At 70.9% G+C, this 22,768-nt stretch carries 22 protein-coding genes and 2 pseudogenes; 14 read left to right on the top strand and 10 right to left on the bottom strand.

Features of this window, described 5'->3' with window-relative positions; genetic code table 11:
- Positions 1-70 precede the first annotated feature (70 nt).
- The 3 genes from RKD20_RS15090 to RKD20_RS15080 are packed head-to-tail and all read left to right on the top strand — an operon-like array spanning position 71 to position 3,382.
- Entirely contained in the window at positions 71-1,051 is a 981-nt protein-coding gene (locus tag RKD20_RS15090; protein WP_424878185.1) for a carbohydrate ABC transporter permease, read from the top strand.
- A complete protein-coding gene (locus RKD20_RS15085) occupies positions 1,048-1,890 on the top strand; it encodes a carbohydrate ABC transporter permease (RefSeq protein WP_424878184.1) in 843 nt (280 codons plus the stop codon). Before RKD20_RS15090 ends, RKD20_RS15085 begins: the two co-directional genes overlap by 4 nt.
- A 7-nt stretch (positions 1,891-1,897) precedes the next feature.
- Positions 1,898-3,382, top strand: coding sequence for a glycoside hydrolase family 3 protein (locus RKD20_RS15080; protein ID WP_424878183.1), 1,485 nt, complete (start codon positions 1,898-1,900; stop codon positions 3,380-3,382).
- Between the two features lie 90 nt (positions 3,383-3,472).
- Here the strand turns inward: RKD20_RS15080 and nagB are convergent, their stop codons facing one another.
- Together nagB and RKD20_RS15070 are read right to left on the bottom strand one after the other, a co-directional pair.
- A complete protein-coding gene (nagB, locus tag RKD20_RS15075; RefSeq protein WP_020119839.1) occupies positions 3,473-4,258 on the bottom strand; it encodes a glucosamine-6-phosphate deaminase in 786 nt (261 codons plus the stop codon).
- A 269-nt stretch (positions 4,259-4,527) separates the two neighbouring features.
- Entirely contained in the window at positions 4,528-5,280 is a 753-nt protein-coding gene (locus tag RKD20_RS15070) for an SDR family oxidoreductase (RefSeq protein ID WP_424878182.1), read from the bottom strand.
- Positions 5,281-5,373: 93 nt separating this feature from the next.
- Here RKD20_RS15070 and RKD20_RS15065 point away from each other — a divergent pair, with 93 nt between their 5' ends.
- Positions 5,374-6,015, top strand: a complete 642-nt coding sequence (locus RKD20_RS15065; protein WP_424878181.1) for a TetR/AcrR family transcriptional regulator — start codon at positions 5,374-5,376, stop codon at positions 6,013-6,015.
- Between the two features lie 387 nt (positions 6,016-6,402).
- Positions 6,403-7,869, top strand: a complete 1,467-nt coding sequence (locus RKD20_RS15060) for a sensor histidine kinase (protein ID WP_424883221.1) — start codon at positions 6,403-6,405, stop codon at positions 7,867-7,869.
- A gap of 227 nt (positions 7,870-8,096) precedes the next feature.
- Here RKD20_RS15060 and RKD20_RS15055 read toward each other — a convergent pair whose 3' ends face one another.
- Entirely contained in the window at positions 8,097-8,354 is a 258-nt protein-coding gene (locus RKD20_RS15055) for a WhiB family transcriptional regulator (RefSeq protein ID WP_006142322.1), read from the bottom strand.
- 321 nt (positions 8,355-8,675) lie between these two features.
- Positions 8,676-9,644 carry a diacylglycerol/lipid kinase family protein gene (locus RKD20_RS15050; protein WP_424878180.1) on the bottom strand — a complete coding sequence of 323 codons (969 nt, stop codon included), beginning with the start codon at positions 9,642-9,644 and terminating at the stop codon, positions 8,676-8,678.
- 170 nt (positions 9,645-9,814) lie between these two features.
- Here RKD20_RS15050 and RKD20_RS15045 point away from each other — a divergent pair, with 170 nt between their 5' ends.
- Entirely contained in the window at positions 9,815-10,264 is a 450-nt protein-coding gene (locus RKD20_RS15045) for a hypothetical protein (protein WP_424878179.1), read from the top strand.
- A gap of 332 nt (positions 10,265-10,596) precedes the next feature.
- Here the strand turns inward: RKD20_RS15045 and RKD20_RS15040 are convergent, their stop codons facing one another.
- The 3 genes from RKD20_RS15040 to RKD20_RS15030 form a co-directional block, all read right to left on the bottom strand.
- Positions 10,597-11,742, bottom strand: a complete 1,146-nt coding sequence (locus tag RKD20_RS15040) for an RNA polymerase sigma factor SigF (protein ID WP_424878178.1) — start codon at positions 11,740-11,742, stop codon at positions 10,597-10,599.
- Between the two features lie 17 nt (positions 11,743-11,759).
- Positions 11,760-12,173, bottom strand: coding sequence for an anti-sigma regulatory factor (locus RKD20_RS15035; RefSeq protein WP_004925829.1), 414 nt, complete (start codon positions 12,171-12,173; stop codon positions 11,760-11,762).
- Between the two features lie 260 nt (positions 12,174-12,433).
- A complete protein-coding gene (locus RKD20_RS15030; RefSeq protein ID WP_037712043.1) occupies positions 12,434-12,694 on the bottom strand; it encodes a UBP-type zinc finger domain-containing protein in 261 nt (86 codons plus the stop codon).
- Between the two features lie 86 nt (positions 12,695-12,780).
- On the opposite strand from RKD20_RS15030, the gene RKD20_RS15025 reads away from it, so the two are divergent.
- The gene (locus RKD20_RS15025) at positions 12,781-14,379 is read left to right on the top strand and encodes a Na+/H+ antiporter (RefSeq protein ID WP_424878177.1); all 1,599 of its coding nucleotides are present in this window, start codon (positions 12,781-12,783) and stop codon (positions 14,377-14,379) included.
- Positions 14,380-14,422: 43 nt separating this feature from the next.
- Here RKD20_RS15025 and RKD20_RS15020 read toward each other — a convergent pair whose 3' ends face one another.
- Together RKD20_RS15020 and RKD20_RS15015 are read right to left on the bottom strand one after the other, a co-directional pair.
- Complete coding sequence (locus tag RKD20_RS15020; protein WP_424878176.1) at positions 14,423-15,316, bottom strand: 1-aminocyclopropane-1-carboxylate deaminase/D-cysteine desulfhydrase; 894 nt, start codon at positions 15,314-15,316, stop codon at positions 14,423-14,425.
- Positions 15,317-15,338: 22 nt separating this feature from the next.
- Positions 15,339-15,929, bottom strand: a complete 591-nt coding sequence (locus tag RKD20_RS15015; protein WP_424878175.1) for an N-acetylmuramoyl-L-alanine amidase — start codon at positions 15,927-15,929, stop codon at positions 15,339-15,341.
- A gap of 313 nt (positions 15,930-16,242) precedes the next feature.
- Here RKD20_RS15015 and RKD20_RS15010 point away from each other — a divergent pair, with 313 nt between their 5' ends.
- From RKD20_RS15010 to RKD20_RS15000, 3 genes are all read left to right on the top strand, one after another.
- Positions 16,243-17,649 (top strand): family 2B encapsulin nanocompartment shell protein, encoded by a 1,407-nt coding sequence (locus RKD20_RS15010; protein WP_424878174.1) that lies wholly within the window; start codon positions 16,243-16,245, stop codon positions 17,647-17,649.
- A gap of 548 nt (positions 17,650-18,197) precedes the next feature.
- A complete protein-coding gene (locus RKD20_RS15005; RefSeq protein ID WP_424883220.1) occupies positions 18,198-19,280 on the top strand; it encodes a family 2 encapsulin nanocompartment cargo protein polyprenyl transferase in 1,083 nt (360 codons plus the stop codon).
- 165 nt (positions 19,281-19,445) lie between these two features.
- The gene (locus RKD20_RS15000) at positions 19,446-20,069 is read left to right on the top strand and encodes a GNAT family N-acetyltransferase (protein ID WP_424878173.1); all 624 of its coding nucleotides are present in this window, start codon (positions 19,446-19,448) and stop codon (positions 20,067-20,069) included.
- A gap of 64 nt (positions 20,070-20,133) precedes the next feature.
- Here the strand turns inward: RKD20_RS15000 and RKD20_RS14995 are convergent.
- Positions 20,134-20,483, bottom strand: a pseudogene (locus RKD20_RS14995) (TetR/AcrR family transcriptional regulator); the annotation flags it as partial.
- Between the two features lie 39 nt (positions 20,484-20,522).
- Here RKD20_RS14995 and RKD20_RS14990 point away from each other — a divergent pair.
- The 4 genes and pseudogenes from RKD20_RS14990 (at position 20,523) to RKD20_RS14975 (ending at position 22,751) form a co-directional block, all read left to right on the top strand.
- The gene (locus RKD20_RS14990; RefSeq protein WP_424878172.1) at positions 20,523-20,720 is read left to right on the top strand and encodes a hypothetical protein; all 198 of its coding nucleotides are present in this window, start codon (positions 20,523-20,525) and stop codon (positions 20,718-20,720) included.
- A gap of 72 nt (positions 20,721-20,792) precedes the next feature.
- Entirely contained in the window at positions 20,793-21,206 is a 414-nt protein-coding gene (locus RKD20_RS14985; protein ID WP_424878171.1) for a YciI family protein, read from the top strand.
- 5 nt (positions 21,207-21,211) lie between these two features.
- Entirely contained in the window at positions 21,212-22,417 is a 1,206-nt protein-coding gene (locus RKD20_RS14980; RefSeq protein WP_424878170.1) for an RNA polymerase sigma factor, read from the top strand.
- Between the two features lie 9 nt (positions 22,418-22,426).
- Positions 22,427-22,751: pseudogene (locus RKD20_RS14975) on the top strand (DUF952 domain-containing protein).
- Positions 22,752-22,768: the final 17 nt, after the last annotated feature.

The following is a 22,768-nucleotide window of genomic DNA, read 5'->3' as shown; positions in this document are numbered from 1 at the left end:
GGGCTTCGCCTTCGTACGACCCATGCGACGTCGGTTTCGTACGACCAGAGGGACCGCTGAGGAGCACGCGATGAGTGCCGCAGACACCACCACCCCCACCGAGGTGCCGCCGCTGATGTCGGTACCACCGCCGTCCGCACCGCCGACGCCCCGCAGAAGGCGGGGGTCCGGCGCCACCCCGTGGCTGCTGCTCGCGCCCTGCCTGCTCATCCTCGGCCTGGTCATGGGCTATCCACTGGTCCGCCTGGTCACCCTGTCCTTCCAGAAGTTCGGGCAGTCCCAGCTGTGGGGCTTCCTGCCTGCCCAGTGGATCGGCTTCGACAACTTCACCGCCGTCCTCGGTGACGGCGAGTTCTGGGCGGTCGTCGTCCGGACGATCGTCTTCGCGGCCGGCTGCGTCATCTTCACGATGGTCGCCGGCATGCTGATCGCGCTCCTGCTCCAACGGGTCTCCGGCTGGGTGAAGACCCTCGTCAACATCGCGCTGGTGGCCAGCTGGGGCATGCCCATCATCGTCGCCACCACGGTCTTCAAGTGGCTGTTCGACGCGGACTACGGCATCCTCAACGCGCTGCTCAGCAAGCTGCCCGGCGTCGAGATGATCGGCCACAACTGGTTCGCCAGCGGGCCCCAGGGCCTGGCCGTGATCATGCTGCTCGTGGTCTGGGGCGCGGTGCCCTTCGTCGTCATCACCCTCAGCGCCGGACTCACCCAGGTCCCCGCCGAGTTGGAGGAGGCGGCCCGCCTGGACGGCGCGGGCGCCTGGGGCGTCTTCCGGCACGTCACCCTGCCGATCCTCAAGCCGATCATCGTGATGCTCACGACCCTCTCGGTCATCTGGGACATGGGCGTCTTCCCCCAGGTGTTCGTCATGCGGGGCGGCCACCCGGAGCCGGAGTTCCAGATCCTGCCGACGTATTCGTACGACCGCGCGTTCGTGGTCAACGACTACGGGCAGGGCTCGGCGATCGCCCTCATCACCGTGCTTCTGCTGCTGGGAGTGGTCGCCGTGTACATGCGCCAGATGCTGAAGATCGGAGAGGTCGAATGAGCACGCTCGCTCCCGCGGGGCGCCGGAGGTCGAAGGCCGGCTGGAACCTCCTCGGTCTCCTCGTCTTCGCCACCGCCGGATTCCCCGTCTACTGGATGCTGAACACGGCGTTCAAGCCGGCGAAGGACGCCATCGACCCGGACCCGAGCCTGCTGCCGACGGGACTGACGCTGGGCAACTTCAGCCGCGCGCTGGACATCGCCGACTTCTGGGGCCCGGTCGGCCGCAGCCTGATCGTCTCCCTCTCGGTCGTGGCGATCGGCATCGTGGTCGGCACCCTGGCCGCCCTCGCCATCTCCCGCTTCGCCTTCCGCGGCCGCAAGGTCGTGATCGTGGGCATCCTCGCGGTCCAGATGGTCCCCCTGATCGCGATGATCATCCCGGTCTTCCTGCTGCTGAACGACCTCGACCAGTACGACAAGCTGTCGGGTCTGATCATCACCTACCTGACCTTCATCCTCCCCTTCACGGTGTGGACGCTGCGCGGCTTCATCGTCAACATCCCGAAGGAGCTGGAGGAGGCGGCGATGGTCGACGGCTGCTCGCCCACGGGCGCCTTCCTGCGGGTGGTCTTCCCGCTGCTGGCTCCCGGCATGGTCGCCACCTCGGTCTACGCCTTCGTCCAGGCCTGGAACGAGTACCTCTACGCCCTCATGCTGCTCAGCCAGAAGAACCAGACCGCGACCGTCTGGCTCGGCAACTTCACCACCAAACACGGCACCGAATACGCCCCGATGATGGCCGGTTCCACCATGATGGCCGTGCCGATCGTGGTCCTCTTCCTCCTCGTCCAGCGCAAGATGGCCGCGGGTCTCACCGCGGGCGCCGTGAAGGGATAACGCCCCGATGACGACATTCGCCAGCGGCACCGACACCCTCACACGGGACGCCCTCACCGTCCTCCAGCCCGGCTTCACCGGCACCACCGCCCCCGACTGGCTGCTGCGCCGCCTCGGCGAGGGCCTCGCCTCGGTCGGCCTGTTCGGCCGCAACATCACCTCCCCGGAACAACTGGCCGCCCTGACCGCCCAGTTGCGCGCCGAACGCGACGACGTCCTGGTCGCCATCGACGAGGAGGGCGGTGACGTGACCCGCCTGGAGGTGGGCACCGGCTCGTCCTTCCCCGGCAACCACGCCCTCGGCGCGGTGGACGACGTGGAACTGACGCACGCGGTGGCCGCGGAACTCGGCCGCCGTCTCGCGGCCTGCGGGGTCAACCTCAACTGGGCCCCGTCGGCCGACGTGAACTCCAACCCGTCCAACCCGGTGATCGGCGTCCGCTCCTTCGGCGCCGCCTCCGAACTGGCCGCCCGGCACACGGCGGCCTACGTCACCGGCCTGCAGTCGGCGGGCGTCGCCGCCTGCACCAAGCACTTCCCGGGCCACGGCGACACCGCGATCGACTCCCACCACGCCCTGCCGCGCATCGACGTGGACGAGTCGGTCCTCCTGGAGCGGGAACTGCGGCCCTTCCGTGCGGCCATCGCCGCCGGCACCCGCGCGGTGATGACCGCCCACATCCTGGTCCCCGCCCTGGACCCGGACCTCCCGGCCACCCTGTCCCACAAGGTGCTGACCGACCTCCTGCGCCGCGAACTCGGCTACACCGGCCTCATCGTCACCGACGGCATGGAGATGCAGGCCATCTCCGGCACCTACGGCATCGAACGCGGCAGCGTCCTGGCCGTCGCCGCCGGCGCCGACGCGATCTGCGTGGGCGGCGGCCTGGCCGACGACGAGACGGTACGGCGCCTGCGCGACGCCCTGGTCTCGGCGGTCCGCTCGGGCGACCTCCCCGAGGAACGGCTCGCGGAAGCGGCGGAACGCGTCCGCACGCTGGCCCACTGGACGGCCGCCGGCGCAGCCGACACGCAGCTGCCGGCCGACGAGGAGGTGGGACTGCGCGCGGCCCGAAGGGCGTTGCACATCACCGGCGCCGACGGCTTCACCCCCCTCACCACGGCTCCCTACGTCGCCGCCTTCACCCCGGTCGCCAACGTGGCCGTCGGCGACGAGACGCCCTGGGGCGTCGCCGCCGAACTCGCCCGCCTGCTCCCCGGCACGGAGACGGGCAGCTTCACCGGCGAGGACGCGGGCCTGGCCACCCTGGCCGCGGCCGGCCCCCGCCGGATCGTGGCCGTGGTCCGCGACGAACACCGCCACCCCTGGATGGGGGCGGCCCTCGACACCGTCCTCCGCACCCGCCCCGACACGATCGTGATCGAAATGGGCCTCCCTCAGGCCCCCGCCCGAGGAGCCCTGCACATCGCGACCCACGGCGCGGCAAGGGTGTGCGGCAGGGCGGCAGCGGAGGTCATCGCGGGGGAGTAGGTCCTTAAGGACAGGACAGGACAGGACAGGTGCCGGTTCCCTTCGAGGGGACCGGCACCTGTCTTCGAACCCGGCAGACGGGTCCCCGCCCTAAATCCCCTGCCAGTCAGGCTTGTTCACAAACGTGTGCCGGAAGTAGTCCGCCAGCTTCAACTTCGAGGCGGCCCCCTCATCCACGACCACCGTCGCATGCGGATGCAGCTGAAGCGCCGACGCGGGACACACCGCGGCGACCGGCCCTTCCACCGTCGCCGCCACCGCGTCCGCCTTCCCCTCACCCGTCGCGAGCAGCACCAGATGCCGGGCCTCGAGAATCGTTCCGATCCCCTGAGTGATCACATGGTGCGGCACCTGCGAGATGTCCCCCTCGAAGAACCGCGCGTTGTCCACCCGCGTCTGCTCGGTCAGCGTCTTGATCCGGGTCCGCGAGGCCAGCGACGAACACGGCTCGTTGAACCCGATGTGCCCGTCCGTCCCGATCCCGAGCAGCTGCAGATCCACGCCCCCGGCAGCGGCCAGCGCCGAGTCGTACGCCTGACACGCACCGATGATGTCCTGAGCCGTCCCGTCCGGCCCCATGAAGGAGGCCATCGGTATCCCCAGCGGCTCCAGCACCTCGCGCCGCAGCACCGAACGGTAGGACTCCGGATGCTCGGCCGGCAGCCCCACGTACTCGTCGAGCTGGGCTATCCGCGCCCGCGAGGCGTCCACGGCACCGGACCGCACCTTCGCCGCCAGGGCCTCGTAGATCGGCAGCGGGGTGGAGCCGGTGGCCACGCCGAGGAGGGCGTCGGGCTTGCGCCGGAGCAGCTGGGCCATGGCCTCGGCGATGAGCTCGCCACCCGCCTTGGCGTCCGGAACGATGACAACTTCCACGCTGGGCCTGCCGATCTGAGGGAAGGGTCTGATCTGTAGCAACGGTCTGAACAGAGAGGGCTCGACCGGACCCCGGTACGGCCCATGTGGTTTAGACCAATCTAACAGAATCGGGTCCTGCGGCCCAGGTCCCCGAGGCCGTCAGGACGCCTCCTCAAGGACTGCCACCTCACCATCATCCGCGGTCGGGACCCGGACGCACCGCCCGCCCCGGCGAAGGTGATGGAGACGGAGACGGAGACTGAGACGCACGAGCCCCGCCGGGAGGCTCACGGCATCGACCCCCCTGTGGCATCCACCCAGCTCCCGGTCACCCATCGCCCCTCGTCCGAGGCGAGGAACGCCACCACGTCCGCGACCTCGGCCGGGGTCCCCACCCGCCCCAGCGCCGAGTAGGCCTCCGCCTGCGCCCAGCCGTCCTCGCTGCCGTGCAGGAACGCGGCGGTGTTGTCGGTGTCGACCAGGCCGGGTGCCACCGAGTTCACCCTGATGCCCCGGGCGCCCAGGATCTTGGACAGATCCCTGGAGAACACGTCCAGCGCGCCCTTCGTCATGGCGTAGGCCATGTTGTGGGGCATGGCGGCGGTGCGGGCGAGTCCCGAGGAGATGTTGATGACGCGACCGCCGTCCCGCAGGCGTATCGACCCCTGCTTGACCAGGAAGAACGGCGCTTTCACATTGACCGTGAAGAGCCGGTCGTACTCACTCTCGTCGATCTCCTCGATCGGGCGCGAGGAGCCGATTCCCGCGTTGTTCACCAGGATGTCCAGCCCGTCCGCGTGGCGGTCGAACTCTTCCCAGAGAGCGTCGACGGCTCCGGGGGTCCCCAGCTCCGCCCCGATCGTGAAGGCGGAGCCGCCGGCCGCCTCGATCGCGGCGACCGTCTCCTTCGCCGCCGCCGCACTCCTGCCGTAGTGCACCGCCACCCGTGCGCCGTCCCGTCCGAGGCGCTCGGCGATGCCCCGCCCGATGCCCCTGCTTGCCCCCGTCACCAGAGCCGTCCTGCCCGTGAGCACGCCCATGCCGTCGCCCCTTATTTCTCTAGCGGTCGATACAGAAAAAACCGTACAGGGTCTCCACGGCCTTTCTCTAGTACCCGCTATACAATTCACTCCATGGTGGGCAGCGAGGAGACGAAAACGCAGGTAGAGCCTGGGGTCAGGAGAGCGAAGCCCCGCGGACGCCCGCGGTCCTTCGATCGCGAGACCGCCCTGGAGAAGGCGATCCTGGCCTTCTGGCAGCACGGATACGAGGCCACGTCCGTCTCCGACCTCACCCGCCTCATGGACATCGGGGCCCCCAGCCTCTACGCGGCCTTCGGCGACAAGCGCTCGCTGTTCGAGGAGGTCGTCAGGGAGTACGGGGTCCGGTACGGCTCCTTCGGTGACCGCGCGCTCGCCGAGGAGTCCACCGCCCGGGCCGCCGTGGAGCGGATGCTGCGGGAGGCCGCCGTCGCGTACACGGCCCCCGGCCATCCGCACGGCTGCCTCGTCATCCACGCCGCCACCAACTGCTCCACCCCGGAGGTCGAGGAGTCGCTGCGCGGGCGTCGCAACGCCAACATCGCCGCCTTCGAAAGCCGTATCAGGGCGGACATCGCGGCGGGGGAGCTGCCGGCCGGGACCGACGCCGCCGCGCTGGCCCGGTGCGTCGGGGCGGTGATCCAGGGCATGTCCCAACAGGCGCGCGACGGCGCGAGCCGACAGGACCTGGAGGCCGTCGCGGAAATTGCCCTGGCCATCTGGCCCCGCACATGAACCCACACGCGTTAGGCTGCGTGGAGGTTGTAGGGCGTCCGACTAGGTGAACTCCCGAGAGGGAAAGCTCCAACAACAAACAGGCTCCACCGCATGGACACACCTAGTGGTCTAGTCCACAATTGAACGCGTGACCTCCGTCTTCCCCGCACAGGAAGGCGGACCGAGGAACCGGAGCTCTCTGCCCTGACTGCCCCGGATCCTCATCTCGGCCGACCGGGACCGCACACCCCACGGCCGATATTGCTCCGGGCTGCGGTGCCGGGAAGGTTGAGGGTCCTTCCCAGGCGCCGCGGCCCGCGGGTGTTCCCGGGCCCGGAACCCGTCGGCGCACGGCGTTTTTAGGTCACTCACATACCCCCAGGTACGCTCGCACCCGTGCCCTCCATGAACGAACTGGTCCGCCAGCACACCGCCCTCGACGACTCCGACCTCGAGTGGCTGCATCTGCTGGTCTCGGAGTGGCAGTTGCTCTCCGACCTCTCCTTCGCCGACCTCGTCCTGTGGGTCCCCACCCGCGACGGCACCCGCTATGTCTCCGTCGCCCAGATGCGGCCCAACACCGGCCCCACCTCCTACCAGGACGACATGGTTGGTCACCTCGTCCCCCGCGGCCGCCGTCCGCTGCTGGACGCGGCGATCGACGAGGGCCGGATCGTGCGCGAGGGCGACCCGGAGTGGCGCGAGGAGGTCCCGGTCCGCGTCGAGTCGATCCCGGTACGACGGGAGGGGCGCGTCCTCGGCGTCATCGCGCGCAACACCAACCTGCTGACCGTCCGCACCCCGAGCCGGCTCGAACTGACCTATCTGCAGAGCGCGTCCGACCTGGCGCAGATGATCGCGGCCGGCTCCTTCCCGTTCCCCAACCAGCAGATGGACATGGACGCGGCCCCGCGCGTCGGCGACGGCCTGATCCGCCTCGACGCGGACGGCATCGTCCAGTACGCCTCCCCGAACGCGCTGTCCGCCTACCACCGCATGGGCCTCGCCTCCGACCTCGTCGGCCAGCCGCTGGGCCAGACCACCGCCGAACTCGCCCCCACCCGGGGCCCGGTGGACGAGGCGCTCGCCAAGGTGGCCAGCGGCTGGGCACCCCGTGAGTTCGAGATCGAGGCGCGGGACGGGGTCATCCAGTTCCGGGCGATCCCGCTCAAGCCCAAGGGCACGCGCATCGGTTCGCTGGTCCTGCTACGGGACGTGACCGAACTGCGCCGCCGCGAGCGCGAGTTGATCACCAAGGACGCGACCATCCGGGAGATCCACCACCGGGTGAAGAACAACCTCCAGACGGTGGCGGCCCTGCTCCGCCTCCAGGCCCGGCGCATCGAGTCCGACCGCGGCCGGGAGGCCCTCGAAGAGGCGGTACGGCGGGTCGGCTCGATCGCGATCGTGCACGAGACGCTGTCTCAGAACCTGGACGAGCGTGTGGAGTTCGACGAGATCGCCGACCGGGTGCTCGCCATGGTCGCCGAGATCTCCCCGGGCAAGGTCACCGGCCGGCGCAGCGGACGCTTCGGCATCCTGGACGCCGAGGTCGCCACCCCGCTGTCCATGGTCCTCACGGAGATCCTCCAGAACGCCCTGGAGCACGGCTTCCGCGAGGGCGAGACCGGCACGGTCGAGGTTTCGGCCGTCCGCGGCGGCACCACCAAGGAGGCCCGTCTCCTCGTCACCGTCCAGGACGACGGCGTCGGTCTGCCCGAGGGCTTCGACCCGCACACCGGGGGCAACCTGGGCCTGCAGATCGTACGGACGCTGGTGGAAGGCGAGTTGGGCGGTTCGTTCGACATGGTCCCGGCGCCGGAGGGCGGCACCCGGGTGATCCTGGACGTACCGGTGCAGGCGCACAAGTAGGTCCGCGCACGGGCGGGGCGCGGACTGGGACACAGGTCGCGACATGGGTCGGGGGCACAGGTCGGGGCACAGCAAAAAGCCCCGGACCGTTCAGGGGTCCGGGGCTCAAATGCTCGTTGCCAGCTTTGTGCTGCGCATCGGGGGTACTGCGCGCTGCGGCTCGGGGCGGGAGAAGCGTACGCGGTGTACGCGCCGCCAAGCTCAGGCTGTTTTGCGGGGTGGGTATGTCAGGCAGAAGCCTGACGGGCCCGGTTGCGGGCGGCACGGCGCTTCATGGCGCGACGCTCGTCCTCGCTGAGACCACCCCAGACGCCGGAGTCCTGACCGGACTCGAGCGCCCACTGCAGACACTGATCCATAACGGGGCAGCGACGGCAGACGGCCTTGGCTTCCTCGATCTGCAGCAGCGCAGGACCGGTGTTGCCGATGGGGAAGAAGAGCTCGGGGTCTTCCTCGCGGCAAACGGCGTTGTGACGCCAGTCCATGGCTGCTACCTCTCCTTGGTATTACGTGCAAGTTGCTTGTGAATGTGAACGCTTTCACGAATCCCTCAACAAGTGAAGGGCCGATCGCCGAGTCTTCCCCGGCGTGGTCCTGTGGATTGAAGAGGGGTTCCGGTGGCCTGTGGACGCTGGTGTTGCGGGCTGTCCCGGCCGCCACGTAGAGACTCGCAAACCTCAGCGGCGGATACAACCCCTTCCGGAAAGTTTTTTTTGATTCCTCGGTGTCGACTAGGTCACAGCCGTACTTCCATGGGGTGGACCCTGGCCTAAACGTTCGAGTGAAAGGACTTTAGCCCCTTCTGCTCACACAATCACACGCAGTGCACGGCGTACGCCTGTGAACGTCACGCTCGTACGCAGCCCGAGGTGGTCGCCGTCCATCTGGAGGGGCAGGGGCACCTTCGAATGCAAGGTGAAGCGGTCCAGGTCGTGCAGGGACACGGCGTGCTTGCCATGGGGGCCGCGTTCGGGGGACGAAGTGAGCAACTGGGTGCCATATCGGGCCATCGCGGGCGTCGTCATACGGCTGAGGCCGAGTACGTCGAGCCCTTTATCGAACGAGGCCTTAGGCGACGCGTACATCGGGTGATTGCCCAGGAAGGTCCACGGAGAGGTGTTCGAGACTATGGAAAGGACCAGATCGGTCACCGGCTCCGCATCCGGACGCTCGACGGTGATCGTCCCGTGCCGGCGGTGCGCCTCGCCGAAGAACTGGCGCAATGCCTGGCGGACGTAGAGAGCGTGTGTGGATTTCCTGCCGCGTTCCCGCTGCTGCTCGACCCGGCCGACCACACCGGCGTCGAATCCGAGCCCCGCGTTGAAGGTGAACCAGCGTCCCGGCACCGCCTCGTCCTCGGTGCCGGGTGTGCCGGAGGCCAGCCCCAGGCCGACCGTGCGCTCGCTGCCCTCGCGCAGCGCGTCCAGGAGCGCGCCGGTCGCCTCGACGGCGTCGTTGGGCAGACCGAGGGCGCGGGCGAAGACGTTGGTGGATCCGCCGGGAACCACGGCGAGACCGGGCAGGTGCTCGGGGGCGGGGCCGGCGTGCAGGAGGCCGTTGACGACCTCGTTGACCGTGCCGTCGCCGCCCAGGGCCACGACCAGGTCGATGTCCTTGCTCTCCGCCGCCTGCCGGCCCAGGTCGCGTGCGTGGCCGCGGTACTCGGTGGTGACCGCTTCCAGTTTCATCTCGCTCGCGAGCGCGTGGATCAGGACATCGCGCGTACGTGCGCTTGTGGTGGTTGCCGCCGGATTGACCACGAGAAGTGCACGCATGGGTTGCAGCGTACCTACTGGGTGGTACCGGGCACAGTTCGAGGTAGGGATCACGTAAGACTTCGGTACGTGAACCTTGCCACGGGGGCGTGGGGCAACCCGCGCGCGGCGGTGTGCGTTGCCCGCGCCTCACCCGCGGGCGCTTCGGGGGCGAGGGCTACCCTTCAGGGGTGAGCAGTGAGCAGACCCCCGTTGCCCCCGAGACCGCCGGTCCGCGCCCGCGGCGCCTGACGTACGCCGCCGCCCTGGCCGCCCTGGAAGGGCTCGCGCTCGTCGTGGGAGGCGTCTGGATGCTCGTGGAGGGCCTGGCCGGAGACCCGGACGACCGTCAGTCGGCCGTCACCGGGGGTGTCACGCTCATAGTCCTCGCGCTGCTGCCGCTGCTCGCCGCACGTGGGCTGCTCGGCCGGCGCAGCTGGAGCCGGGGGCCGGCGGTCATCACCCAGATCATGGCCCTGCCCGTCGCCTACAACCTCCTCCAGGCCGACAGCGTGGCGATCCCGGCGGGCATCGCCCTCGCGGTCGTCGCGGTGGCCGCGCTGATCCTCCTGATCAACCCGGCGACGACCCAGGCACTCGGAATCCGGGGGCCGGGACGGGCGCAGGACGGCGAGCAGTAGCCGTGGAGCGGGGCGGTCGGTGGCCGGAGCCCGCTGGGCGGGCCCGTACGACCTGAGCGCCTGGCGCCGAGCGCGGTTTCGGTGAACCAGCGTGGTCGCTGATCCCGAGTGCGGCCGGTAGTGGCGCAGCCGCGCGGGGCGGGTGGTGGCCGCAGGGCCGTCAAGCCGTGGGGCCTGGAAATCCGGTGGGCCCCGGTGGCTCGCGACCCGCGGCGCGGTCGACGATCGCCGGCCTGGTCCGCGGAACGAGGCCGGCTACCGACGGTGAGCTTGTCCGCCTGCGCGGTCGCGCACCGGTGCCGGGCGCCGACCGTTTCTACCGGGCCGGAGGGCTACTCCTCCACCAGCAGCTTCTCCCGGAGCTGGGCCAGGGTGCGGGCCAGCAGGCGGGAGACGTGCATCTGGGAGATGCCGACCTCCTGCGCGATCTGCGACTGGGTCATGTTGCCGAAGAAGCGGAGGAGAAGGATTCGCTTCTCGCGCGGGGGGAGGTCCTCGAGCAGCGGCTTGAGCGACTCCCGGTACTCCACGCCCTCCAGCGCCTCGTCCTCCGCGCCGAGGGTGTCCGCCACCGCCGGGGACTCGTCGTCCGTGTCGGGGACGTCCAGGGACAGCGTGGAGTACGCGTTGGCGGACTCCAGGCCCTCCAGGACCTCCTCCTCCGAGATGGCCAGCTTCTCGGCCAGCTCGTGGACCGTGGGGGAGCGGCCGTGCTGCTGGGAGAGCTCCGCCGTGGCCGTCGTCAGGGACAGGCGCAGTTCCTGAAGGCGCCGGGGCACCCGGACCGCCCAGCCCTTGTCACGGAAGTGGCGCTTGATCTCGCCGACGACCGTGGGAGTCGCGTAGGTCGAGAACTCCACCCCGCGGTCGGGGTCGAAGCGGTCGACCGACTTGATCAGGCCGATGGTGGCGACCTGGGTCAGGTCGTCCAGCGGCTCGCCGCGGTTGCGGAAGCGGCGGGCGAGGTGCTCGACGAGCGGCAGGTGCATCCGGACCAGCCGGTTGCGCAGCTCCGCGTACTCGGGGCTGCCGTCCTTCAGGGCGCGCAGCTCGATGAACAGGGCGCGTGCCCCGCTGCGGTCCTGTGGTTCGTGCCGTGGGACCGGCGTGTTGTTCGCGCCCGCCGCGCCGTCCTCTGCGTTTCGCTCGTGCTCGCTCATCGTCCCGCCCGTCGCCCTTCCACGAGCCCTCGCCTCCGTCGGCACCGGGAGGACCCCGGCCCGCCCTGCCGGAGGCGCACCCTGCACGGCACTTTTCCGCTCACGCTGCCCGTCGTCCAGCAAGCCGGTCGCCGTCGTGTCGACGACGTCTTCCTCCGGATGCGGCCGGGCCTGCTCGGGGATGCCGTCGATGCCGTCCGCCATGTGGCGGGAACCGCCGGGGCCGTCGTCCCCCAGACCGTCGGCGCCGCTAGGGCAGGGAGGACGGTGTCCGCCCTCGGCCGGCAGCTCCCGTGTGCCGCGCTCTTCGTCCCGCACCGGCCCGTCCCCGTTCCTCACGCCGGCCCGGGTCCCGCGCCGCGCTGTTTGTAGAGGCTGATCGAAACGGTCTTGTCCTCGTCCACGGCCGAGGAGACCTTGCCCGCGAGGGCCGAGAGGACGGTCCAGGCGAAGGTGTCCCGTGACGGTGCGTGACCGTCCGTGGTGGGGGCCGAGACGGTGACCTCCAGCGAGTCGTCGACGAGGCGGAAGACACAGCTGAGCACCGAGCCGGGCACGGCCTGCTGGAGCAGGATCGCGCAGGCCTCGTCCACCGCGATGCGCAGGTCCTCGATCTCGTCGAGGGTGAAGTCCAAACGGGCCGCGAGGCCGGCCGTGGCCGTCCGCAGCACCGACAGGTAGGCACCCGCGGCCGGCAGCCGGACTTCCACGAAGTCCTGGGTCGCGGGCTCGCCTGCGATCTGGGACACCCTCACCTCCAAGGTGGTACAAGCTTTACGGGGGCCGAGGGTCGCCCCCCGGAGTAACGCGACGTGTGGTTCAGCGGTGACGCTACCGCGCTCTCGACTTTCCTGTCCCCGGGACCCCAACCCCTTGCCGTCACTCACAGTAAAACTGTGGACACGCTCCGTGTCTAGGGGTCTGCGGCTCCAATTGGGAAGAACGCGCGCCGGGTTGACGTACCCAGACGTCAGACGGTCGAACCGTCCTGGAACCCGGGGGTCCAGCGTCACACAAGGACATGGTCCACGAAGCACCAACGCCAGTTCTCGCCCGGTTCATGGGTCCGCATGATCGGATGGTCGGAGTCCTTGTGGTGCTTCGTCGCATGTTGTCCCGGTGAGGAGTCGCAGCAGCCGACGTGACCACAGGACAGGCACAGGCGCAGCTGTACGGGGTGGGTACCGTCCCTCAGACACTCCGGGCACGTCTCGCTGAGCGGCTCGGGCTCCGGGTGCGGCAGCGCGTCGGCGTGCGTGCACTGTTTCATGATTGCCAGGTTACGACGGCCGCGCGGGCGGCCGCGCGGAAAAAGAGGGCGGGGCGCACGACGATGAGCGAGGGCGGGCGAGGGCCATGGACGTGATGCCACTGCTGTTGCTGGTGGCGGGGAGCGCGGCGGTCGCCGCGGCCGCCCGGCGCACCCCTGTTCCGGCGCCGCTGCTGCTGGTCGCGGTCGGCCTGCTGGTCTCGTACGTTCCCGGCGTCCCCGACTACACGCTCGACCCGGACGTGGTCCTGCCCATCATCCTGCCGCCGCTGCTGCACTCCGCGGCCACCGACAGCTCCTATCTCGACCTCAGGGCGCAGTTGCGGCCCGTGGCGCTGCTGTCGGTGGGATACGTGCTCTTCGCGACCCTCGTGGTCGGCTGGGCGGCGTACCGGATCGTGCCGGGCCTCTCGTTGACCGGCGCGCTCGTGCTGGGCGCGGTGGTGGCGCCGCCGGACGCGGTCGCGGCGACGGCGGTGGCACGCCGCGTGGGGCTGCCCTCCCGGATCACGACCATCCTCCAGGGCGAGTCCCTGGTCAACGACGCGACCGCGATCACCGCCTACCGGGTCGCGCTCGCGGCCGCGGTCGGCGAGGGCGCCACCTGGGCGGGCGGCATCGGCGAGTTCCTGCTCGCGGCGGTCGGCGGGGTCGCGGTCGGCCTGGTGCTCATGGTGCCGATCCACTGGCTGCGCACCCACCTCAAGGAGCCGCTGCTCCAGAACACGCTCTCCCTGCTGATCCCGTTCGTCGCCTACGCGGCGGCCGAGCAGTTCCACGCCTCCGGGGTGCTCGCGGTGGTCGTGGTGGCCCTGTTCCTCGGACACCGCGCGTGGGAGGTCGACTTCGCGACCCGCCTCCAGGAGGACGCCGTCTGGAAGATGGTCGCCTTCGTCCTGGAGTCGTCGGTGTTCGCCCTTATCGGGCTGCAACTGCCCGTCGTGCTGAAGGGCCTCGGGGAGTACGAGGGCGGCAGCGCCGCCTGGTACGCGATCGCGGTCTTCCTCGTGGTCGTCGTGTCGAGGTTCGTGTGGGTCTATCCGGCGACCTTCCTGCCGCGCATGCTGTCCGCGCGGATCCGCGAGCGTGAGGACAACCCCACCTGGAAGGGGCCCTTCGTCATCGCCTGGGCCGGGATGCGGGGCGTGGTCTCGCTGGCGATCGCCTTCTCGATCCCGGAGCACCTGCACAACGGCGAGCCCTTCCCGGGCCGCAACCTGATCCTCTTCCTGACCTTCACGACGGTCATCGGCACCCTCGTCGTCCAGGGCGTCACCCTGCCGCCGCTGATCCGGCTGCTGAAGCTCCCCGGCCGCGACCAGCAGGCCGAGACCCTCGCCGAGGCCAACGCCCAGGCGCAGGCCTCGCGAGCCGCCGAACAGCGCCTGGACGAACTCCTCGCCGACGAGCGCAACGCCCTCCCGCCGCCCCTCGCGGACCGCCTGCGCACGGTCCTGGACCGCCGCCGCAACGCCGTGTGGGAACGCCTCGGAGCGGTGAACCCGGTGACCGGCGAAACCGTCGACGACACGTACCGGCGGCTGTCCGGGGAGATGATCGGCGCCGAGCGCGCGGTGTTCGTGAAGCTGCGGGACCTGCGGTACATCGACGACGAGATGCTGCGCACCCTGCTGCGCAGGCTGGACCTGGAGGAGGCGGCGGCCTATCGGGAGGCGGCCGAGTGAGGCCGGAGCCGGGGTGAGGGCGTCCGGGGGAGGGCGGGCCGGCTCAGAGGAAGGGGCGGCCCGTGACGACCGCCGCGACGGTCGTCCCGCGCGCGAAAGCGTCCTCCTCGGCGAGGGCGACAAGTCCGTACAGCAACTTGGCGACATAAAGACGTTCCACGGGCAGGCCGTGGCGGTGCTCGAAGTCCTCGGCGAAGGCGTTCAGTTCGGGCGTCGTGCGCGCGTAGCCGCCGAAGTGGAAGCGGTCGTCGAGCGTCCAGTCACCGCAGCGGGCACCGAAGGCGCGGCGTTGCAGGGACTCTATGTCGGCGCTCAGGAAGCCGCCCTTGAGGACTGGAACGCCCAGGCAGCGCATGCCCGGGGCCAGTCCGGCCGCGAGGCCCGCCAGGGTGCCTCCGGTGCCGCAGGCGATCGCGACCACGTCGGCCTGCCCGGACAGCTCCTCGCCGAGTGCGCGGCATCCTCGTACAGCGGGTGAGTTGCTGCCGCCCTCCGGGACGACGTGCGCGTCCTCGGCCTGGGCCGCGCGCAGCACGCGTGTGAGGGTGGCCGGTTCGGTCTTGCGGCGGTATGTGGGCCGGTCGACGAAGTGCAGGCGCATGCCGTCGGCCGCGCACCGGGCGAGGGAGGGGTTCAGGGGGCGGTCGGCGAGTTCCTCACCGCGGACCACACCGACCGTGGGCAGGCCGAGGAGCCGTCCGGCGGCCGCTGTGGCGCGAAGGTGGTTGGAGTACGCGCCGCCGAAGGTGACGACCGTACGGCCGGCGGCCGCGGTGAGGTTCGGCGCGAGTTTGCGCCACTTGTTGCCGATGAGCTCGGGGTGGATCAGGTCGTCGCGCTTGAGGAGAAGGCGCAGGCCGTGCCGGGCGAAGCGGGGGTCCGACAGCTCCTGCAGGGGCGAGGGGAGGCGGGGGCGCAGGGTGTCGAGGCCGGTCACGCCCCCATTGTGACCTGAGCGGTCAGTTCAGGCGCTCCCGGATCCGGCCCTGCAGCCAGGCCATCGTGAAGCCTCGCGGATCCACCTTGCCCGGCTGCCACTCCAGATGGCCGATGACCGACCGTTGCGTCCAGCCGTGGTAGCGGCACACCGCCGCGGAGACCCGTTCGATCGCCGTCAGCTGGGCGGCCGGCCAGGGGTCGTCGCCGTCGCCGAGGTTCTCGCACTCGAAGCCGTAGAAATGGCGGTTGCCGTCGGTGTTGGCCTCGTTGTCGGCAGGAAGCGCCTTCTCCGCGATCACCGCGCGCAGGACGTCGTCGTCGCCGAGACCGGCGTGGTTGGCGCGGCCGTAGCCGACGAGATGGACGGTGCCGTCCTTGGTGATGACGCCGTGGCACAGGGGGCCCGGCAGGTCGGTGTAGCCCTTGCGGCACAGCTCGACCGTCGCCGCGCTGCCCCTGGTCACCGTGTGGTGGATCATCACGCCGTGCACCGGTCCCCAGGCGCCGACGTGGTTGCGGTTGTGGTGCTCCCAGTCGCCGACCTCGACGACGGTGGCGCCCTCCGCCCGCAGGACGGCCAGGAATCTGCCTGCGGACATGGGTGAGGCCATGGCTCCCTCCTTCGTGCTGCGTGCCGGCCGCCGAACGCGGTCGGCCCCTACAGGTGCTTGTACCGAAAGAGGCGGACTCCGACTCCTGGTTCGCACAGCGTGCGAGCTGATTCGGACAGTCAAATTCCGTTCATGACAGTGGAATTGACTGGGCGTCAGTGGATAGGAAGCGCGCATATGCCCAGCCGCGCAATGATCCATTCCCCCTCTTTCGTGTAATAGCACCGGCACATTCCGTGAGGGAGGCTTGCTCTTGCACATCGGTGCCCGGGCGTAGAGCGCGTCCGGGCATGTACCGGGAGGGCAATTCCTTATGTCGGTAGGCGAAGAGGTCCGCACCGAGCAGGACCGGCCGCAGCAGAGCCTCGGCACAGCGGCCGCGCGGAACCTGGCCACCACCACCAAGTCCGCACCCCAGATGCAGGAGATCAGCTCCCGCTGGCTGCTGCGCATGCTGCCCTGGGTGAACGTCCAGGGCGGTACGTACCGGGTGAACCGCCGCCTGAGCTACGCCGTGGGCGACGGCCGGGTGACCTTCGTGAAGACCGGGGACCGGGTCGAGGTGATCCCCGCAGAGCTGCGCGAGCTGCCGGCGCTCAGGTCGTACGAGGAGGACGACGTGCTCTCCGAGCTCGCCCAGCGCTGCCAGCAGCGGGAGTTCACCCAGGGTTCGGTGATCGCCTCGTTCGGGGCACAGGCCGACGAGGTGTACCTGCTGGCGCATGGCAGGGTGGAGAAGGTCGGGACCGGCCCCTACGGCGACGACGCGGTCCTCGGGGTCCTCGCGGACGGCGCCTACTTCGGCGACCAGGCGCTCCTCGACCCGGACGCCATCTGGGAGTACACGGCCCGCGCGGCCACCGCCTGCACGGTCCTCGTGCTGCCCCGCCAAGAGGTCGACCAGGTGGCGGAGCGTGCCGAAGCCCTGCGCGAGCACCTCCGGGAGCAGCGCGCGATCCCCTCGCAGCGCACCAACAAGTACGGCGAGAAGGAGATCGACCTCGCGGCGGGCCACGACGGCGAACCCGACATCCCGCACACCTTCGTCGACTACGACGCCCGGCCCCGCGAGTACGAACTGAGCATCGCCCAGACCGTTCTGCGCATCCACACCCGGGTCGCCGACCTTTACAACCAGCCGATGAACCAGACGGAACAGCAGATCCGGCTGACCGTCGAGGCACTCAAGGAGCGCCAGGAGCACGAGCTCGTCAACAACCGTGAGTTCGGGCTGCTGAACAACTGCGAGTACGACCAGCGGCTCCAGCCGCACGACGGTGTGCCCAGCCCCGACGACCTCGACGAGCTGCTCAGCCGCCGCCGGGGCACCAAGCTGCTGCTGGCCCATCCGCGCGCGATCTCCGCGATCGGCCGTGAGCTCAACAAGCGCGGACTGGTCCCCGAGACCATCGACGTGGGCGGCAACCGCATCCCCACCTGGCGCGGGGTGCCGATCTATCCTTGCAACAAGATCCCGGTCACTCCGGAGCGGACCACCTCGATCATCGCCATGCGTACCGGTGAGGCAGACCAGGGCGTCATCGGCCTCCAGCAGGCCGGTATCCCGGACGAGATCGAGCCGAGCCTGTCGGTACGGTTCATGGGCATCAACGAACAGTCGATCATCAAGTACCTGGTGACGGCCTACTACTCGGCGGCCGTGCTGGTGCCGGACGCGCTCGGAGTCCTGGAGAACGTCGAGATCGGTCGCTGGAGGTGACGTCCCCGCGCCGGGGGGCCGTGTTCCCGGCCACCGGGGCGGGTGGGCCCCGGTCGCACAGCGGGGCGGGGGGACCTCTGTCGAACACCGGAGTGGGGGCACTCCGGCCGGCCTCCGGAGGGGACACACCCCGGAGGAGCGCGCCCGCCCCCGGCGCAAGCGCCACCGGCCGCGGACTGACCGAGGGGGGTTCCATGGCCGAGTTCACGACGGGCACGCAGGCACTGGTGACAGCAAGGACGGAGGCGCGGGCGCCGGCCACCGGGGGGATGGAGGCGCCGGGCGCCGAGCGTCCCGGGGTCGGGCCGCCGGCGGGGGAGAGGGGCCGACTCGACGGGGCCGGGGCGAGCCCGCTTCACGGGACCGATGCGCGGTCCGGGACACGGCCGCTCCACGGAGCCGACACGGGGTGCGAGGCGCTGCCGCTCCGTGAGACCGACGCGCAGCCCGAGGCACAGCTGCTCCACGGAGCCGACCCGCCATCCGAGGCCCTGCCTTTCCAAGGGTCCGACCCGCCCTCCGAGGCACACCCGCTCCACGTGCCCGACGTGTCGCCCGCAGCGCCTCCACGGCACGGCCCCGACGCCCGGCAGGAGACGCACGCCGTCGATGGTCACGAGGCCGCGGTGATCCTGGAGCGGGTACGGGCGTCGGTCGATCCCGAGCTGCGGGCCGCGCTGGAGTCGCTGCCAGGTTCCCTGCGCAGGGTCGCGCTCTACCACTTCGGCTGGGAACACGCCGACGGCACCCAGGCGGCGGGCAACGCGGGCAAGGCGATTCGGCCCGCGCTCGTCCTCACCGCGGCCGCCGCTCTCGGCGGGGAGCGGGCGCGGGCGGCGGCCGTCCGAGCGGCCGTGGCCGTGGAGCTGGTCCACAACTTCACGCTGCTGCACGACGACGTGATGGACCGCGACACCACCCGGAGGCACCGCCCCACCGCATGGACCGTGTTCGGCGACGCCGACGCGATCCTCGCCGGGGACGCCCTCCAGGCGCTGGCACTCCGGCTGCTGGCCGAGGACCCGCACCCCGCCGCGGCACCGGCGGCGGCCCGGCTCGCGGCCTGTGTCGTCGAGCTGTGCGAGGGCCAGCACGAGGACACCGCCATGCAGGCGCTCGGCCCCGGTGAGGTCACCCTCGACCAGGTGCTCGTGATGGCGGAGGCCAAGACGGGCGCGCTGCTCGGGTGTGCCTGTGCGCTCGGCGCGCTGTACGCGGGCGCGTCCACCGAGGACGTCGGGGCGCTGGATGCGTTCGGCCGGGAGGCGGGCCTTGCCTTCCAGCTCATCGACGACGTGATCGGCATATGGGGCGACCCGAGCCACACCGGCAAACCGGCCGGCGCGGACCTCGCCGCCCGCAAGAAGTCCCTCCCGGTGGTCGCCGCGCTCACCTCCGGCACGGCGGCGGCCGCGGAACTGGCCGAGCTGTACGCGGCGCCGTACGCCGAGGAGGACCTGGCGCGTACGGCCCTCGCCGTCGAGGAGGCCGGCGGTCGCGACTGGGCGCAGGCGCAGGCGGCCGACCGGATGGCCCGGGCGATGGGACAGCTGTCCCGTGCGGTGCCCGATCCGGAGGCGGCGGGCGGCCTGCTCTCGCTCGCGGAGTTCGTGACGCGGCGCAGCGCCTGAGGACCCCGGAGCGCCCGGCACCGCGCGGTCCTGACCCGCGCGGCCGCCGCGTGTTCCGGCTGACGGGTCCCGCACATCCCCACGGTGTGCGGGGCCCGCTTCCGCATGCTCTCCGGATATTCTCAACACCTTTGTGGCCGACGGTGGTTGAGTTAGGGGCGGGGCATGGGCGTGGCGATACGGACGGCCGGGGGAAGCGATCGCGAACTGGTGACGCGGCTGCTGGACGCGGCCTTCCAGGACGATCCGGTCAGTGGGTGGATCTTTCCCGGGGAGGAGTACCGCCGTACGACGCATCCCCGGTTGATGGCCGCGTTCGTGGACATCGTGCTGGCCGAGGGGCGGGTGGACGTCACGGAGGAGGGGACCGCCTGCGCGTTGTGGCTGCCGGTGCCGGCGGACGGGGGCGACGAGCACGACGGCGAGGACGAGCACGACGGCGAGGACGAGTTCGCGGCCCTGCGCGAGGCTCTCGATCCGGGCAATGAGCGCATCGAGCTGATCGGACGGCTCACGGCCGAGGTGCATCCGTCCGGGCGGGCCTACGAGTACCTGTGGATGATCGGCGTGGACCCCGGGCACCAGGGGGAGGGACTCGGGACCGCGCTCATCGGGTCGGTTCTGGAGCGGTGCGACCGGGACGGGGTGCCGGCGTATCTGGAGGCGAGCAGTGCGCGGAGCCGGGGGCTGTACGAGCGGCTCGGGTTCGAGCTGGTGGAGCGGCCGCTCGAACTGCCCGACGGGCCCCTGATGTGGCCGATGTGGCGCGAGCCGCGCGCCTCGCGATAGGCGGGGAGCAGCACTGAGCGGGGGCGTCGCCCAGCTCGCAGCGCCGCGCCCCCGACCAGGCCACCGGGACGACCTTCTCCACGATCCGTTCCACCAGGCCCTGCGGGACCTTCACCTCCGGCAGGACTCCCTCCAGCGCCCCGGGCAGCGTCGGTGTTCCAGCAGCAGCCCCGGCATCGCCGGATAGAGCACCGTGACCGTCTCGTCGCCACCCGGCAGGCCCGGCTCGCGGTGGAACCGGATGCCCTCGTTCAGGCCCGCCCGGACCGACCTGGTGCAGGAGGCGCGGAGTTCGGGGTGGCGGGTGGCCTCCAGGCGCATTTCCAGAAGGGCCGGATAGCCCGTGCGGTCATGGGTCGCGCGGTCCATCAGGTCGTGCATGAACGCCGCGATAGGCGACCGGTCCTTCGGCCGGGTGAAGCGCCCGCGGCCCCTTCGTCCTACCCTGAGGACATGGACAGCGACGAACACGTCTGTCCCGTCTGCGGACAGCCGGTCGAGACAGTCGTACGGCGTCACAAGACGCTGGGTGTGTGGGTCCCCGTATGGACGGGCGGCCCGTGCCACAACCCGGAGTGCGAGGCGTACGCCGGTCAGGATGCCCGGTCCGGCGAGGACCACGGCGGCGCTCCCGCCGCAAAAAGTTCCTGAACGTATGTCGAGAATCCGTCCCCGGCTCCGACGTCCCCGGTGAGAGTCAACCGAAGCCGAAGGAGCGGAATCATGAAGTACCTGGTCATGGTGCAGGGGACACAGGCCGACTACGACGCCATGCGTGGCAAGGGCTCCGAGCACTCCCCGGCCTGGAGCGAGCAGGAGATCCAGACGATGTACGCCTTCATGAGCGCCGTCAACGACGACCTGTCCGAGACCGGCGAGATGCTCGACGGCCAGGGCCTGGCCGAGCCCGACAGGATCCGGCACGTCAGCCGGGGCGCGGACGGCAAGGCCGTGATCACCGACGGGCCGTACAGCGAGACCAAGGAACTCCTCTGCGGCTACTGGGTGCTGGAGTGCGAGAGCCTGGAGCGCGTCACGGAGATCGCCGAGCGCATCGCCCAGTGCCCCCAGCCCGCCGGCGCCCCCGAGTACCCCGTGGTGATCCGGCCCATCCTGGACGGCGCCGGGGACATCTGAGGACCGTGCGACCGACGAACCCGACCGAGGACCTGCTGCGCCTGCACGCGCCGCAGGTCCTCGGCGCGCTGGTCAGGCGGTACGGCCGTTTCGACGCCGCCGAGGACGCCGTACAGGAGGCACTGCTCGCCGCGGCCGGGCAGTGGCCGTCGGCGGGGGTGCCGGACAATCCGCGCGGGTGGCTCATCAAGGTGGCCTCGCGGCGGCTGACCGACATGCTGCGCGCGGAGGAGGCACGGCGGGCGCGGGAGGAGCGGGTGGCGGCGCTGAGCGCGCGCGACACGGCGGTCGCCGACCGGGCCCCGCGCGAGGACGACACCCTGTCCCTGCTGTTCCTGTGCTGCCATCCGCAGCTCACCCCGTCCGCGCAGATCGCGCTCACCCTGCGCGCGGTCGGCGGTCTGACCACGGCGGAGATCGCCCGGGCGTATCTGGTCCCCGAGGCGACCATGGCGCAGCGCGTCAGCCGGGCCAAGCAGAAGGTGCGGGGCGTCGGCTTCGGGCAGCCCGACAACTGGGAGGAACGGCTGCCCGCCGTCCTGCACACCCTCTACCTGATCTTCAACGAGGGCCACACGGCGACCTCCGGACCGGCCCTCCAGCGGCGCGACCTCGCCGGCGAGGCGATCCGTCTGACCCGCGCCGTCCACCGCCTGCTCCCCGACGACTGCGAGATCGCGGGCCTGCTCGCCCTGATGCTGCTCACGGACGCCCGCCGCGACGCCCGCACCGGCCCGGACGGCGACCTGGTCCCCCTCGACGAGCAGGACCGCGCCCGCTGGGACAAGGCGGCGATCGAGGAGGGCGTCGCGCTGGTGACCCGGGCGCTGGCCCGCCGCCACGCCGGGCCCTATCAGATCCGCGCGGCCATCGCCGCCGTGCACGACGAGGCGCCCTCGCCGGAGGCGACCGACTGGCGGGAGATCCTCGGGCTCTACGACGTTCTCGTACGGCTCGTGCCGGGGCCCGTGGAGCGGCTGAACCGGGCGGTCGCGGTCGCGATGGTGCACGGGCCGCGGGCCGGGCTCGCGGAACTGGACTCGCTCACCGGCGAGTTGGGGCACCGCCTGGACGCCGTACGCGGGCATCTGCTGGAGCGGGCCGGTGCGTACGAGGAGGCGCGGGCCGCGTACGAGTCGGCGGCCGGGAAGACCCTCAGCCTGCCCGAGCAGCGATATCTGCAGGGGCGGGCGGCCCGGCTGAGGCCTTAACGTGTCGGCATGTCCACAGCGAACCTCATCGTGCACCTGACCGAACGCTCCCTGTGGGAGGAGGCCCGCTCCCGGGGCACGTACGAGATCTCGACGCGCGGCCGGACCCTCCTGGAGGAGGGGTTCATCCACTGTTCGACGCGCGAGCAGCTGCCCGGCACGGCCGCGCGCTTCTTCGCCGGGGGTGCCGGACCTGGTGGTCCTCGTCATCGACCCCGCCCGGCTCGACGTACCGCTGAAGTACGAGGCCCCCGCGCCCGGCGCCGAGGAGTTCCCGCACGTCTACGGGCCGATCCCGGTGGACGCGGTCGTCGACGTGGAGCCGTGGGGGTGAGTGGTCGCCGTCGGGCA

This window comes from Streptomyces sp. SLBN-8D4, assembly GCF_049739545.1.
Taxonomy (GTDB): domain Bacteria; phylum Actinomycetota; class Actinomycetes; order Streptomycetales; family Streptomycetaceae; genus Streptomyces; species Streptomyces canus_C.
The sequence above is the reverse complement of the archived record's forward strand: the minus strand, read 5'-3'. Positions and strand labels throughout refer to the sequence as shown.

Bases quoted from the DNA above. Each gene is read 5' to 3' on its own strand.
- RKD20_RS15060 (WP_424883221.1), top strand. From the start codon at position 6,403: ATGAACGAACTGGTCCGCCAGCACACCGCCCTCGACGACTCCGACCTC.
- RKD20_RS15080 (WP_424878183.1), top strand. From the start codon at position 1,898: ATGACGACATTCGCCAGCGGCACCGACACCCTCACACGGGACGCCCTC.
- RKD20_RS15030 (WP_037712043.1), bottom strand. From the start codon at position 12,694: ATGAAACAGTGCACGCACGCCGACGCGCTGCCGCACCCGGAGCCCGAG.
- RKD20_RS15085 (WP_424878184.1), top strand. From the start codon at position 1,048: ATGAGCACGCTCGCTCCCGCGGGGCGCCGGAGGTCGAAGGCCGGCTGG.
- RKD20_RS15070 (WP_424878182.1), bottom strand. From the start codon at position 5,280: ATGGGCGTGCTCACGGGCAGGACGGCTCTGGTGACGGGGGCAAGCAGG.
- RKD20_RS15015 (WP_424878175.1), bottom strand. From the start codon at position 15,929: ATGGCCTCACCCATGTCCGCAGGCAGATTCCTGGCCGTCCTGCGGGCG.
- RKD20_RS15090 (WP_424878185.1), top strand. From the start codon at position 71: ATGAGTGCCGCAGACACCACCACCCCCACCGAGGTGCCGCCGCTGATG.
- RKD20_RS14990 (WP_424878172.1), top strand. From the start codon at position 20,523: ATGGACAGCGACGAACACGTCTGTCCCGTCTGCGGACAGCCGGTCGAG.
- RKD20_RS15065 (WP_424878181.1), top strand. From the start codon at position 5,374: ATGGTGGGCAGCGAGGAGACGAAAACGCAGGTAGAGCCTGGGGTCAGG.
- RKD20_RS15000 (WP_424878173.1), top strand. From the start codon at position 19,446: ATGGGCGTGGCGATACGGACGGCCGGGGGAAGCGATCGCGAACTGGTG.
- RKD20_RS15010 (WP_424878174.1), top strand. From the start codon at position 16,243: ATGTCGGTAGGCGAAGAGGTCCGCACCGAGCAGGACCGGCCGCAGCAG.
- RKD20_RS14985 (WP_424878171.1), top strand. From the start codon at position 20,793: ATGAAGTACCTGGTCATGGTGCAGGGGACACAGGCCGACTACGACGCC.
- RKD20_RS15055 (WP_006142322.1), bottom strand. From the start codon at position 8,354: ATGGACTGGCGTCACAACGCCGTTTGCCGCGAGGAAGACCCCGAGCTC.
- RKD20_RS15050 (WP_424878180.1), bottom strand. From the start codon at position 9,644: ATGCGTGCACTTCTCGTGGTCAATCCGGCGGCAACCACCACAAGCGCA.
- RKD20_RS15025 (WP_424878177.1), top strand. From the start codon at position 12,781: ATGGACGTGATGCCACTGCTGTTGCTGGTGGCGGGGAGCGCGGCGGTC.